Origin of the sequence: Mesorhizobium ciceri biovar biserrulae (assembly GCF_001618845.1) — a bacterium.
Lineage (GTDB): Bacteria > Pseudomonadota > Alphaproteobacteria > Rhizobiales > Rhizobiaceae > Mesorhizobium > Mesorhizobium ciceri.
In genome coordinates this window covers 149,336-163,230 of record NZ_CP015064.1, presented here as the reverse complement: position 1 = coordinate 163,230, position 13,895 = coordinate 149,336, and the positions used below count along the sequence as shown (strand labels likewise).

Below are 13,895 nucleotides of genomic sequence, written 5' to 3'. Positions count from 1 at the left end.
CGGAAGCACAACTGATTTGCGATAAAACCAACCGCGCTAGCTGTGCCGCCCGAAAGGGTCGTTGCCATCGAGAAAACCGAGATCGCGCTGCAGATGCGGCGACAGGTCCCTGATGTCGAGATGTGCCCGTTTTTTGGCTGCGAACCAGCCGAATCCATCCGTCAGCCACGAAAACCAGCGATGATCGGGTGCTGAAGTGCATTTTTGCTGCGCCATGGTCATGATCGTCAACCTTCGCTATCCTGAACCCGAATGACGGGTTGACTGGAAATGTCGGTCTTGACGGCGGCCTTTGCCAATCGAACGTCGATAAGGACCCATAAGGAGGCTTTATGCCGGACCTCAGCTCTCGGCAGGTTTCACAGCTTCCGCCGCTGCAGGCGATCCGGGTGTTCGAAGCGGTGGCGCGGCATCTTTCCTTCACCAAGGCGGCCGAGGAACTTGCCATGACGCAAGCGGCGGTCAGCTATCAGATCAAGGTGCTGGAGGAACGGGTCGGCGCGCCGCTGTTCCTGCGCCGGCCGCGCCAGATCGCACTCACCGAGGCTGGACAGCGCCTTGCGCCAGCGGTCAGCGAGGCCTTCGCCATTCTCGGCCAGGCCTATGCGGCGGCGCGTGGCGGCGCCGACGGATTGCTGTGCGTCACGACGGTGCTGACCTTTGCCTCGAACTGGCTGGCGCACCATCTGGGCTCATTCCAGATCGCTCATCCCTCCCTTGCCGTGCGGCTCGAAACATCGAGCCGGCTGACGGATTTCGCCCGCGAGGATGTCGACCTCGCCATCCGGTCGGGCGGCGGCAAATGGCCGGGGCTGGAAGCCTACAAGCTGCTCGATGCCGATTTCACGCCGATGCTGAGCCCGAAGCTCGCGGCAAGCATCGGCGGCGTCAGGGAACCGGCGGACCTGTTGCGGCTGCCGATCCTCGATCCCGGCGACATCTGGTGGACGCAATGGTTCGAGGCTGCCGGCGTGCACTCGCACGATCTCGCCAAACGGCCCGGCAGCAGCATGGGCGCGCAGGCCTATGAGGCCAATGCGGCGATCGCCGGTCATGGCGTCGCGATCCTGACCAGGGCGCTGTTCAAGGCGGAACTTGCCGGTGGGCGCCTGATCCAGCCTTTCGATCTGGTTGGCGACGACGGCCATGCCTTTTGGCTGGTCTACCCCGAAGCGCGCCGCAACGTGCCGAAGATCCGTGCCTTCCGCGACTGGCTGCTGGCCGAGATCGCCTGCTGACCGGCAGGCTTGCGGGCTGCACCTGGCCTCGCAGATCCATCCGCTGTTGCCGCACTGTATCCGGCCGGGACGCTCTTCGTCCTGGCAATTTCCGCTCGTCCCGGCCTGCGGTGTCGCCCGGGTGCTGCGCTGCAGCATCGAATCCGACTTGACATAATTCACGCCAAGTGAGTAATTGCCCAAAGCCAAGGCAAATGCTCATCTTGGTTCAAGGGAGGAATTTGATGAAACTTCGCACGCTCACCCTGGGCTTGTTGTCGGCCAGCACGCTTGCGTTCGCCGCACATGCCGAATCCATCACCATCGCCACCGTCAACAATGGCGATATGGTCCGCATGCAAAAGCTGACCGAGGACTTCACCAAGGCGAACCCCGACATCCAGCTCAACTGGGTTACGCTCGAAGAGAATGTGCTGCGCGAGCGCGTCACCACCGACATCGCCACCAAGGGCGGCCAGTACGACGTGATGACCATCGGCACCTATGAGGTTCCGATCTGGGCCAAGCAGAGCTGGCTTTTGCCGCTCGACAAGCTCGGCGACGACTACGACGCCAAGGACATCATCCCGGCCATTGCTGGCGGCCTTTCGGTCGACGGCAAGCTCTATGCCGCGCCCTTCTACGGCGAAAGCTCCTTCGTCATGTACCGCAAGGACCTGATGGACAAGGCCGGGTTGAAGATGCCCGACGCGCCGACCTGGGACTTCATCAAGCAGGCCGCCGACAAGATGACCGACCGCGCCAATGGCGTGAACGGCGTGTGCCTGCGCGGCAAGGCCGGCTGGGGCGAGAACATGGCTTTCCTGACCGCCATGTCGAACTCCTTTGGCGCCCGCTGGTTCGACGAGAACTGGAAGCCGCAGTTCGATCAGCCGGAATGGAAGAACACGTTGCAGTTCTATGTCGACCTGATGAAGGCCGACGGCCCCGAGGGGGCTTCCTCCAACGGCTTCAACGAAAACCTGGCGCTGTTCCAGCAGGGCAAATGCGGCATGTGGATCGACGCCACGGTCGCCGCGTCCTTCGTTTCGGACCCGAAGAACTCGACCGTCGCCGATAAGGTCGGCTATGCGCTGGCGCCCGACAATGGCCTGGGCAAGCGCGGCAACTGGCTGTGGGCCTGGTCGCTGGCCATCCCCGCCGGCACGCAGAAAGCGGATGCCGCCGAGAAGTTCGTCTCCTGGGCGACCAGCAAGCACTATGCGGAGCTCGTCGCTTCGAAGGAAGGCTGGGCCAACGTTCCTCCGGGCACGCGCTCCTCGCTCTATGCCAATGCCGAGTACCAGAAGGCCGCTCCGTTCGCCAAGATGACGCTGGACTCCATCAACGCCGCCGACCCGACGCATCCGACGGTCAAGCCGGTGCCCTATGTCGGCGTCCAGTTCGTCGCCATCCCTGAGTTCCAGGGCCTTGGCACCACGGTCGGCCAGCTCTTCTCGGCGGCGCTTGCCGGCCAGTCGAGCGTCGACGACGCGCTGAAGCAGGCCCAGGACGCTGCCACCGCGGCAATGACCGAGGGCGGATACATCAAGTAAGGCTCCTCCCGGTGCCGACTGCCGGTCGCCTCCTTGACCGGCAACGGCCGCCCGAGTTCCCAGTTCGGGCGGCCGCCTTTAACGCCTTTTGAAAATTCCGTCTGACCAGTGAGGGTGACCGTCATGGCTACTCAGCAGACCCGTTCGCTTGCCCGTTTCATGATGGCGCCATCCGTGGTGCTGCTGTTCGTCTGGATGATCGTGCCGCTGGTCATCACCATCTGGTTCTCCTTCCAGCAGTACAACCCGCTCAATCCGATCCGCGACGGCTTCGTCGGCTTCTCGAATTACGCGCTGTTCTATTCCAACCCGGCCTTCCTGCAGTCGATCCTCAACACGCTCACCTTGGTGGTCAGCGTGCTCCTGATCACGGTGATCGGCGGTATCCTTCTGGCGCTGCTGATCGACCAGCCGATGTGGGGCCAGGGCATCGTGCGCATCCTCGTCATCTCTCCGTTCTTCGTCATGCCGCCGGTGGCCGCATTGGTCTGGAAGAACATGATCATGCACCCGCAATACGGGGTGTTCGCCGACATAGCCCGCTTCTTCGGGGCCCAGCCGATCGACTGGTTCGGGCAACATCCGATGCTGGCGATCATCATCATCGTCGCCTGGCAGTGGCTGCCCTTCGCGACGCTCATTCTTCTGACCGCGCTGCAGTCGCTCGACGGCGAGCAGAAGGAAGCCGCCGAGATGGACGGCGCCGGGTTCATCAGCCGCTTCATCTATCTGACGCTGCCGCACATGTCGCGCGCCATCACGGTCGTCATCCTGATCCAGACGATCTTCCTTCTCTCGGTCTATGCCGAGATCCTCGTCACCACCAATGGCGGCCCGGGATACGCCTCCACCAACCTGCCCTTCCTCGTCTACCAGAAGGCGTTGCTGGAGTTCAAAATCGGCCAGGCATCCGCCGGCGGTGTGATTGCCGTCATTCTCGCCAATATCGTTGCCTTCTTCGCCATGCGCGCCGTCGGCAAGAACCTGGACAAGTAAGGGAGGGCTACGATGGCACGCTCAGTCACCACCCGGCACAAGACGATCGCGACGGTTGCCGCCTGGATAGTCGCCCTGCTGATCTTCTTCCCGATCCTCTACACGATCATCACCTCGTTCAAGTCGGAGCAGGAAGCCATCCAGGGCTTCAGCATCATCCCGTCGGGAACGTTCGAGAGCTATACCGAGGTCCAGGCACAGAGCGGCTACTTCAAGTTCTTCTTCAACTCGGTGCTGCTCTCGGTCGGCTCGACCATCCTGGCCCTGCTGGTCGCCATACCCGCGGCATGGTCGATGGCCTTCTCGCCGACCAAGCGGACCAAGGACATCTTGATGTGGATGCTGTCCACCAAGATGATGCCGGCGGTCGCGGTGCTGTTCCCGATCTACCTGATCTTCCGCGACACAGGCCTGCTCGACAGCCGCATCGGCCTCATGATCATGCTGATGCTGATCAACCTGCCGATCGTGGTGTGGATGCTCTACACCTATTTCCGCGAAATCCCTGGCGAGATCCTGGAAGCGGCGCGCATGGACGGCGCATCGCTGTGGAACGAGATCGTCTATGTGCTGACGCCGATGGCGGTGCCGGGCATCGCCTCGACAATGCTGCTCAACATCATCCTGGCCTGGAACGAGGCGTTCTGGACGATCCGGCTGACGACGACGGAAGCCGCACCCCTGACCGCCTTCATCAGCTCGTTCTCAAGCCCGCAAGGCCTGTTCTGGGCCAAGCTTTCGGCCGCCTCGACGCTGGCCATCGCGCCGATCCTGATCATGGGCTGGTTCAGCCAGAAGCAGCTGGTGCGCGGCCTGACATTTGGTGCGGTGAAATAACGGAATTGCCCGAAGCAATCGGCAGAAATAACCCCTCGGGGAGGAAACCATGGGAAACATCACGCTCAAGAACGTCTCTAAATCCTTCGGAGCGACGTCCATCATCCCCGGTCTCGACCTGGTGATCGAGAATGGCGAGTTCGTCGTCTTTGTCGGCCCGTCGGGTTGCGGCAAGTCAACGCTGCTGCGCCTGATCGCCGGGCTCGAGGACACCAGCGGCGGCTCCATCAACATCGACGGCCGCGACGTCACCGGCGAGGCACCGGCCAAGCGGAAGCTCGCCATGGTGTTCCAGTCTTACGCGCTCTATCCGCACATGACGGTGGCCAAGAACATCGGCTTCCCGCTGAAGATGGCCGGTGAGGACAAGGCGACCATCGACAAGAAGGTGGGAGACGCGGCGCGCGTGCTCAACCTGACCAACTATCTCGAACGCCGGCCCGGCCAGCTTTCAGGCGGCCAGCGCCAGCGCGTCGCGATCGGCCGCGCCATCGTGCGTCAGCCGACCGCCTTCCTGTTCGACGAACCGCTGTCCAACCTCGATGCGGCACTGCGCGGCACCATGCGGCTGGAGATCAGCGAGCTGCACCATCAGCTAAAGACCACCATGATCTACGTTACCCACGATCAGGTCGAAGCGATGACCATGGCCGACAAGATCGTCGTGCTGAACGCCGGCAACATCGAGCAGGTCGGCTCGCCGATGGAGCTCTACAAGACGCCGAAGAACCTGTTCGTCGCCAGCTTTATCGGCTCGCCGAAGATGAACCTGATCGAGGGCGCGCCGGCTGCCAAAAACGGCGCCAAGACCATCGGCATCCGTCCCGAACACCTGGAGATCTCGACCACGGCGGGCGAATGGAAGGCGTTCGTCGGCGTCGCCGAGCATCTCGGCTCCGACACCTTCCTGCACGTCCAGGCCGACGGCGTCGGTCCGCTGACCGTGCGCGCCGACGGCGAACTCGGCGTCCATCACGGCGACACCATTTACCTGACACCAGACAAGGCCAAGCTGCATCGCTTTGGCGCCGACGGAAAGGCAATCTGAACATGCGACTGGCCGGCAAATCCGCGCTGATCACGGGTTCGGCCCGCGGCATCGGCAGAGCCTTCGCCGAAGCCTATGCCGGCGAAGGCGCAACCGTCGCCATCGCCGACATCAATCTCGAGGCTGCGCAGAAGACGGCCGCAGAGATTGGCGGCAAGGCCTATGCGGTCAAGCTCGACGTCACCGACCTCGCCTCGATCGAGGCGGCGGTGAAAGCCGTCGAGACGAAGACCGGTGGCCTCGATATCCTGATCAACAACGCCGCCCTGTTCGACCTGGCGCCGATCGTCGAAATCACCAGGGCAAGCTACGACAAGTTGTTTTCCGTCAATGTCGCCGGCACGCTGTTCATGCTGCAGGCAGCCGCCCGCTCGATGATCGCGCGAGGCAAGGGCGGCAGGATCATCAACATGGCGAGCCAGGCCGGACGGCGCGGCGAGGCGCTGGTCGGCGTCTATTGCGCCACCAAGGCCGCCGTCATCTCGCTGACCCAGTCGGCGGGGCTCGACCTGATCAAGCACCGCATCAACGTCAACGCGATTGCCCCTGGCGTCGTCGACGGCGAGCACTGGGATCACGTCGATTCGCTGTTCGCCAAATATGAGAACCGGCCGAGGGGCGAGAAGAAGAAACTGGTCGGCGAGGCGGTGCCGTATGGCCGCATGGGCACGGCACAGGACCTCACCGGCATGGCTGTGTTTCTCGCCAGCAGCGACGCCGAATACATCGTCGCCCAGACCTACAATGTCGATGGCGGCCAGTGGATGAGTTGAGGGCGGGGGACGGCCTCTGCTCCTCGTCCCTCCGCGGGGAGCAGAGGCCGACTTCAGCGGGCGCGTAGCAAGTGCCACCCCTTATCCTCTCCCCGACGGGGAGAGGAGCGTAACGAAGGCCGAAACCCGGCCAAAGGGTAAAACAGATGACCGTGAAACTCTCGTCCTCTAACCTCTCCAAGCTGCCCGCCAACGTCGCAGGTCCGAAGTATGACCGCGCGACGCTGAAGGCCGGCATCGTGCATTTCGGCGTCGGCAATTTCCACCGCTCGCATCAGGCCGTCTATCTCGACGATCTGTTCAATGCGGGCATCGGCCATGACTGGGCGCTGATCGGTGCCGGCGTGTTCGACGGTGAAAAGATCGGCCGCGCCAAGCTGGAAGAGCAGGACTGGCTGACCACGGTGGTCGAGCAGGACTCTGGCCATATGAATGCCCGTGTGACCGGCGCGATGATCGACTTCCTGAGGCCCGGCGATGCGGCCGCTATCATCGAACGGCTTACCGACCCGGCGATCAAGATCGTTTCGCTGACCATCACCGAAGGCGGCTACTTTATCGATCCGGCTTCCGGCGTGTTCAACCCGACCCATCCCGACATCGTCGCCGACGCGCAGGCCGGCGCCACGCCGAAGACGGTGTTCGGCATCATTCTTGCCGGGCTGGTGCGCCGCCGCGATGAAGGCACCGTGCCGTTCACCGTCATGTCGTGCGACAACATTCCCCACAACGGCCATGTCACCTCGGATGGCGTCATCGGCCTGGCCCGTTTGATCGACGAGGATCTGGCGAACTGGGTCAGCGAGCATGTCGCCTTTCCGAACGGCATGGTCGATCGCATCACGCCGGCCACCACCGACCGCGAGCGCGGCATCCTGGCCAAGGATTTCGGCCTCGAGGACAACTGGCCGGTGTTCTGCGAGCCGTTCCGGCAGTGGGTGCTGGAGGACCATTTCACCGATGGCCGGCCGCCGCTGGAAAAGGTCGGCGTGCAGTTCGTCAAAGACGTTGCGCCTTATGAACTGATGAAAATCCGCATCCTCAATGGCGGCCATGCAGCGATCGCCTATCCGGCCGGCCTGATGGACATCCATTTCGTGCATGAGGCGATGCAGGAGCCGCTGGTGAGCGGTTTTCTGGCCAAGCTCGAACGGGACGAAATCATCCCGACGGTGCCGCCGGTGCCGGACACGGTTCTGGAAGACTATTACCAGCTCATCGAGAGCCGCTTCTCCAACCCGAAGATCGGCGACACGGTGCGCCGGCTCTGCCTCGACGGCTCCAACCGCCAGCCGAAGTTCATCATCCCGACCATCGCCGACCGGCTGAAGGTCGGGAAAGGCGTCGCCGGCCTGGCGCTGGAATCGGCATTGTGGTGCCGCTATTGCTTCGGCACGACGGACAGCGGCGCCGTCATCGAGCCCAACGACCCGAGTTGGGACCGGCTGCAGGCGACGGCAAAGGCAGCAAAGGACGCTCCCGCCGCCTGGCTCGCCATGGAGGACATCTATGGCGATGTCGGCCGCGCAACGGCGTTTGTCGAGGCCTTTGCCCATGCGCTCAACGTGCTGTGGGCGAATGGCGCGCGCGCCACGCTGACGCGCTACCTCGCCGGCAAGCTCTGAGAGCCATTCTCGGCCATGACGCCTGAACTGGTCATTTTCGACTGCGATGGCGTGCTGGTCGACAGCGAGGCGCTCTCCGTCTCGGCGCTGCTCGGCATGGTCAGGCTTGCCGGCGGCAGCGTCAGTGAGGATGCCGCCTACGAGCATTTCCTCGGCAAGAGCATGAAAAGCGTGCGCGAGATCCTCGGCCGCGACTTCGGGCTCGATATCACCGACCTGCACCTGACCGAGATGCGCGTCGAATTGATGCGCAAATTCCGCGAGGAGCTGAAGCCGATCGCCGGCGTCAAGAAGATGCTGCCGAAGCTTGGGCTGCCGTTCTGTGTCGCGTCCTCGGGCACGCTCGACCGCATCCGCTACGCGCTCGACGTCACCGGATTGCTTGGGCTGATGGAACCGCACCTGTTCAGTGCCACCATGGTGGCCAAGGGAAAGCCCGCGCCGGACCTGTTCCTGCATGCTGCCGCCAGCATGCGGGCCCATCCACGCAAATGCCTCGTCATCGAGGACAGCCCGGCCGGCATCATTGCCGCGCGGGCGGCGGGGATGCGCGTGTTTGCCTTCACCGGCGGCTCGCATGCCGGCAACCCGACCTTGAAAGCGCGGCTTGCGTCGAGTGAACCGGACTTTATATTCGCTGACATGCTGCAATTGCCCGATCTGATTGCAGGCCTGGGAGCGAGAGACAGAGCATCTTGACGAAACAGTTCGTTTGCGCGGTCGATGTCGGCACCGGGAGCGCTCGCGCGGGCATTCTCGACACCAACGGCACCTTGCTCGGCCGCGCCGAGCGGCCGATCGCCATGAACCAGCCGAAGCCCGATCACGCCGAACATGATTCGCGCGATATCTGGTCGGCCGTCTGCGCCGCCGTGCGCGCTGCCCGCGAAAAGGCCGGCATAGCTGCCGAGGAGGTCGTCGGCATCTCCTTCGATGCCACCTGTTCGCTGGTGGTGCGCGACCGGCAAGGCGGCCAGCTCAGCGTCTCGACCACGGGCGACAAGCGCTGGGACACCATCGTCTGGCTCGACCACCGCGCCATCGCGGAGGCCGACGAATGCACGGCAAGCGGCCATGCCGTGCTGAATTACGTCGGTGGCGTCATGTCGCCGGAAATGGCGACACCGAAGCTGATGTGGCTGAAGCGCAATTTGCTGGAGACCTGGAATGAAGCCGGCTATTTATTCGATCTCACCGATTTCCTGACCTGGCAAGCGACAGGTTCGCTGGCCCGCTCGCAATGCACGTTGACCGCCAAATGGACCTATCTGGCGCATGAAGAGGCCGGCTGGCGGCGCGACTTCTTTGCGCTCGTCGGCCTCGGCGATCTTTTCGAGCACGGCAATTTGCCGGAAAAGGCCAGCCCGGTCGGCGCTTATATTGGCCAACTGACCGCCCAGGCAGCGGCCGAGCTTGGGCTGAGCGAGAAATGCCGGGTCGGCGCCGGCGTCATCGATGCCTATGCCGGTGCGCTTGGCGTGCTCGGCGGCTTTGCCGGCGACCAACAGGACATCGGCCGGCATTTGGCGCTGATCGCCGGCACGTCGAGCTGCGTCATGGCGATGTCACCGGATCCGCAGCCCTTCGCCGGCGTCTGGGGTCCCTATTACGGCGCGGCGCTGCCCAGGCTGTGGCTGTCGGAAGGCGGCCAGTCGGCGACCGGCGCCCTGCTCGACCACATCATCCGCTGGCACGGCGCCGGCGGCGAGCCGGATGCCGCCATGCATGCGAAGATCGCCAGGCGTGTCGCCGAGCTGCGCGCCACCGAGGGCGACAACCTTGCCGCGCGGCTGCATGTGCTGCCCGATTTTCACGGTAACCGCTCACCGCTCGCCGATCCGCATGCCGTCGGCGTCGTCAGCGGGCTGACGCTGGACTCCTCCTTCGACAGCCTGTGCAAGCTCTACTGGCGCACCGCCGTCGGTATCGCGCTCGGCGTGCGCCACGTGCTGGAGGCGCTGAACGAGAACGGCTATCTGATCGATACGCTGCACGTCACCGGCGGCCACACCAAGAACCCGCTGTTGATGGAGCTCTATGCCGACGCCACCGGCTGCACGGTGATCGAGCCGCTGGCCGACGAGGCGGTGCTGCTCGGCACCGGCATGATCGCCGCCACCGCGGCCGGGCTGTTTCCCGACCTCAACGCGGCCTGTCTTGCCATGCAGCAAGGCGGCAGGACGCGCGCGTCGAACCCGAAATCATCAGGGCGTTTCGACCGCGACTATAAGGTTTTCCTCGAGATGCACCGCCAGCGGCGGATGCTGGACGCGATCCGCTAGAGCACCGGGGCCGGTCCCTGGCTCAATCCGTTCCCGTCCCTCCTCTCTTGCCTTCATGTCGCGTTTCGTCCAGAAGCTGACGCAAACGCCGCGAAACCGAAGGTTTTGCCGTTTGACATGCGGCTTCCGGCTTTAATGCCGACGCGCCGTAGCTGGAAAGAGCGGAACAATGTCTGCGATCGAAGCCGGCGCTCGCGCGCCGGAAAATCTTTGGCGTCAGGAAATCAGGGCGACGCTGGCGCTCGCCTGGCCGATGGTGCTGACCAATCTCGGCCAGACCGCGATGACGGCCACCGACGTCATGATGATGGGCCGGCTGGGGCCGGATACGCTGGCCAGTGGCGCGCTTGGCGCCAACCTCTATTTCATGCCGCTGATCTTCGGCCTCGGCCTGATGCTGGCGACATCGCCGATGATCGCCACCGAGCTTGGCCGCCGCCGCTATTCGGTGCGCGACCTGCGCCGCACCGTGCGCCAGGGCCTGTGGCTGGCGATCCTGATCTCGATCCCGATCTGGCTCGTGCTTTGGCACGGCGAAGGCATTCTGCTGGCCATGGGCCAGGAACCGGCGCTGGCGCATCAGGCCGGCATCTATCTGCGCTGGCTCGAATGGGCGGTGCTGCCCTTCTACTGCTATATCGTGCTGCGCTCGTTCATCTCGGCGCTGGAGCGGCCGGGCTGGGCGCTGGTCATCGTCTTTGTTGCCGTCGCCTGCAATGCCTTCTTCAACTGGGTGTTCATGTTCGGCAATCTCGGCGTGCCGTCGATGGGCATTGCCGGGTCGGGCCTTGCCACCTCGCTGTCCTCAACGCTGATGTTCATCGGCCTGGCTGCCGTGGTGATGCTGGAGAAGAAGTTCCGCCGTTACCGTCTGTTCGGACGGTTCTGGCGATCGGACTGGCCACGCTTCAAGGGCCTGTTGCGGCTCGGCCTGCCGATTGCCGGCATTCTCGCCTTCGAGGTGACTATCTTCAATGCGGCCGCCCTGCTGATGGGCCTGATCGACGCGGATTCGCTGGCCGCGCACGCGATCGCCATCCAGATCGCCTCGATCTCCTTCATGGTGCCGCTTGGCCTCAACCAGGCGGTGACGGTGCGCGTCGGCCTTGCGCATGGCGCCGGCAATCCGCAAGGCGTGTCGCGCGCCGGCTGGACCGCCTTCGTCATCGGCGTCTCGTTCATGGCACTGATGGGGCTGGTGATGATCCTGTGGCCGCATCCGCTGATCAGCGCCTTCATCGATCTGAGCAATCCGGCCAATGCCAGGGTGATCGAACTTGCCGTGTCGTTCCTGGTCTTCGCGGCGCTGTTCCAGGTCTTCGACGGCGCCCAGGCGGTGGCCGCCGGCATGCTGCGCGGCCTGCACGACACCAAGGTGCCGATGATCTATGCCGCGATCGGCTATTGGGGCGTCGGCCTGCCGCTTGGGGTGCTGCTCGCCTTCCATTTCGGCCTGCATGGCGTCGGCATCTGGATCGGCCTGTCGACGGGGCTGGCCGTGGTGGCCGCGCTGCTGCTGGCGCGCTGGCTGCGGCGCGACCGACTGGCCCCGCCGCTCGCGTTCGGGCATTGAACAGGACGGTTGGGCTCGGCGGCTGTTGTCCTGTGGACGTTGGCTCATTGAACGACGTCTTCAGAACTCCCTCGAAATCCGGCGCCGCGCTTGAGGCGGTCAGAATGTCGGCGGCGTGTTGACCCAGAGGATGCGGACCGTGGTCGAACCGATATTGCGGTAGCCGTGGCCGAGTTCGGAGTTGAAATAGAACGCGTCGCCTGCCTCGAGCGCCACCACGTTCGCCTCGACCAGCAATTCGACGGAACCTTCGAGCACGTAGCCGAACTCCTGTCCCTTGTGGCTGATCAACTCGGGGCTGCCGCCGCCGGCCTCGATCACATGAACGTTGATCTGCAGCAGATATTCCGGACCGGACGGCACCAATTGCTCGAGCACGACATGGTTGCCCGAACGCCGATGTCCCGTCTCCATGTGCGGACGCTCGTTTTGCCGCAAAACGAACACTTCCGAGGCATTGTGCTGCAGCGTGCCGAACATCGCGTTCATGTTGATGCCCAGTGCCTGCACCAGCCGGTGCAGAGCCGCCATGGACGGCGTAGCGCGGTCGTTTTCAATCTTCGAGAGATAGCCCTCGGTCAGCCCGATGCGAGCGCCGAGCTCTTCCAGGCTGAGGCCAAGCACCTGTCTGGCATGGCGCAGCTTGACGCCGATCCTCGGGGTTCCGTTTCTGTCGCGCATGTCAGGTCCGCGTCTTCATCCAGTCCGCCAGCTTCGCCAGCAGGAAATCGACTTCCGCCTCGGTGTTGTAATGAGCCAGCCCGATGCGGACGACACCGTTGCGGTCCGCAAGCCCCAGCCGCTTGATTGGCTCCAAACCGTAATTGTGACCGTGCCAGAGATAGATGCCTTCCTCTGCCATCGCCTTGGCGATGTCCGCGGGATCGGTTCCGTCAACGGTGATCGACACGGTAGGCACACGGCGCGCCAGCGCCGCCACATCGGATATGCCCTGGATCAAGACGCCATCAATTCTGGACAATCCGGCAATCAGCCGTGCTGTCAGGACACGCTCATAACGGTCGGCGACTTCAATGCCGGCGACGATTCGCTCCCGCCGCGTCGCCTGCGGGTGGACGTTGCCGAAGGACTGTCCGAGCCAGGCATAGTGCTCGACGGCGCCAAGCACCCCGGCAAGCGCCTCGCGGCTTGTCGTTCCCGTCTCGAATTTTCCAGGTGGCGTATTGGAAGCCGCGCGCACCTTATAGGCGGTCAGCGCCTGCAGCAGATCGAAACGGCCCCACAACACCCCGTGATGCGGTCCAAAAAATTTGTAGGCCGAGCAAACCAGGAAATCACAGCCGATCTCCTGGACGTCGATCACCCCATGCGGCGCGAACTGCACCGCGTCGATATAGCTCAGCGCCCCGATCGCGCGGGCGCGCTGCGCGATCCGTTTCACGTCGTTGATCGTGCCGGTAACGTTGCTGGCATAGCCGACAGCGACCAGCTTGACGTCCTCGTCGATAGTCGCCTCCAGCGTCGACAGGTCGAGTTCGAAGGTTTTTGGATCGAGGTCGATCCAGCGTACTTCAAGCCCCCGATCCTCCGCCAGCATCAGCCAGGGTGCGACGTTGGCGTCATGATCCATGCGCGTCAGCACGATGGCGTCGCCGGCGTTCAGATCGCGGCCGATGGCGCGCGAGACGGCGAAAGTCAGAGTTGTCATGTTCTGGCCGAACACCACCTCACGCCGGTCGGCGGCATTGAAGAAATCGGCCATCGCCTGATGCGCGTCGTCGACCATCGCCTGGGCCGCGAGTGAGGTTTCGAAATAGCCACCAAGATTGGCGTTGGTTTCGATCATGGCACGCGTCATACGCTCGATCGAACGGCTCGCCATCTGGGTTCCCGCGGGATTGTCGAAGAAAATCCGCTTCTTCAGCTCGGCACCTCTCGCCATCGCCGGAAAAGCATCGCGGACTGTATCTATATCCATGTCTGAATTCCGTATCTGATGATCGTTGTGCGGCGGCCCCTAGACCGTC

General features: G+C 63.6%; 13 protein-coding genes. 10 read left to right on the top strand and 3 right to left on the bottom strand.

Annotation, left to right across the window (positions count from 1 at the left end):
* Positions 1–36: 36 nt before the first annotated feature.
* Positions 37–222 (bottom strand): hypothetical protein, encoded by a 186-nt coding sequence (locus A4R29_RS00795; protein ID WP_013528411.1) that lies wholly within the window; start codon positions 220–222, stop codon positions 37–39.
* Positions 223–332: 110 nt separating this feature from the next.
* On the opposite strand from A4R29_RS00795, the gene gcvA reads away from it, so the two are divergent.
* From gcvA to A4R29_RS00745, 10 genes are all read left to right on the top strand, one after another.
* Positions 333–1,238 (top strand): transcriptional regulator GcvA, encoded by a 906-nt coding sequence (gene gcvA / locus A4R29_RS00790; protein ID WP_013528412.1) that lies wholly within the window; start codon positions 333–335, stop codon positions 1,236–1,238.
* A 224-nt stretch (positions 1,239–1,462) separates the two neighbouring features.
* On the top strand, positions 1,463–2,773 hold the full coding sequence (locus A4R29_RS00785; protein ID WP_013528413.1) for an ABC transporter substrate-binding protein: 1,311 nt from the start codon (positions 1,463–1,465) through the stop codon (positions 2,771–2,773).
* A gap of 123 nt (positions 2,774–2,896) precedes the next feature.
* Positions 2,897–3,769: a carbohydrate ABC transporter permease gene (locus A4R29_RS00780; protein ID WP_013528414.1), complete on the top strand. Its 873-nt coding sequence runs from the start codon at positions 2,897–2,899 to the stop codon at positions 3,767–3,769.
* 12 nt (positions 3,770–3,781) lie between these two features.
* The gene (locus A4R29_RS00775) at positions 3,782–4,606 is read left to right on the top strand and encodes a carbohydrate ABC transporter permease (protein ID WP_013528415.1); all 825 of its coding nucleotides are present in this window, start codon (positions 3,782–3,784) and stop codon (positions 4,604–4,606) included.
* A gap of 49 nt (positions 4,607–4,655) precedes the next feature.
* On the top strand, positions 4,656–5,654 hold the full coding sequence (locus tag A4R29_RS00770) for an ABC transporter ATP-binding protein (RefSeq protein WP_063170968.1): 999 nt from the start codon (positions 4,656–4,658) through the stop codon (positions 5,652–5,654).
* Positions 5,655–5,656: 2 nt separating this feature from the next.
* Complete coding sequence (locus A4R29_RS00765) at positions 5,657–6,427, top strand: L-iditol 2-dehydrogenase (protein WP_013528417.1); 771 nt, start codon at positions 5,657–5,659, stop codon at positions 6,425–6,427.
* Positions 6,428–6,573: 146 nt separating this feature from the next.
* Positions 6,574–8,052: a mannitol dehydrogenase family protein gene (locus A4R29_RS00760; RefSeq protein ID WP_063170967.1), complete on the top strand. Its 1,479-nt coding sequence runs from the start codon at positions 6,574–6,576 to the stop codon at positions 8,050–8,052.
* A 15-nt stretch (positions 8,053–8,067) separates the two neighbouring features.
* On the top strand, positions 8,068–8,751 hold the full coding sequence (locus tag A4R29_RS00755) for an HAD family hydrolase (protein WP_024502046.1): 684 nt from the start codon (positions 8,068–8,070) through the stop codon (positions 8,749–8,751).
* Positions 8,748–10,334 (top strand): FGGY-family carbohydrate kinase, encoded by a 1,587-nt coding sequence (locus A4R29_RS00750; protein WP_063170966.1) that lies wholly within the window; start codon positions 8,748–8,750, stop codon positions 10,332–10,334. Before A4R29_RS00755 ends, A4R29_RS00750 begins: the two co-directional genes overlap by 4 nt.
* A gap of 169 nt (positions 10,335–10,503) precedes the next feature.
* Positions 10,504–11,907 carry an MATE family efflux transporter gene (locus tag A4R29_RS00745; protein ID WP_063170965.1) on the top strand — a complete coding sequence of 468 codons (1,404 nt, stop codon included), beginning with the start codon at positions 10,504–10,506 and terminating at the stop codon, positions 11,905–11,907.
* 99 nt (positions 11,908–12,006) lie between these two features.
* Here the strand turns inward: A4R29_RS00745 and A4R29_RS00740 are convergent, their stop codons facing one another.
* Together A4R29_RS00740 and A4R29_RS00735 are read right to left on the bottom strand one after the other, a co-directional pair.
* Positions 12,007–12,588: a cupin domain-containing protein gene (locus A4R29_RS00740; protein WP_013528422.1), complete on the bottom strand. Its 582-nt coding sequence runs from the start codon at positions 12,586–12,588 to the stop codon at positions 12,007–12,009.
* A 1-nt stretch (position 12,589) separates the two neighbouring features.
* Positions 12,590–13,846 carry a cysteine desulfurase-like protein gene (locus A4R29_RS00735; RefSeq protein WP_063170964.1) on the bottom strand — a complete coding sequence of 419 codons (1,257 nt, stop codon included), beginning with the start codon at positions 13,844–13,846 and terminating at the stop codon, positions 12,590–12,592.
* Positions 13,847–13,895: the final 49 nt, after the last annotated feature.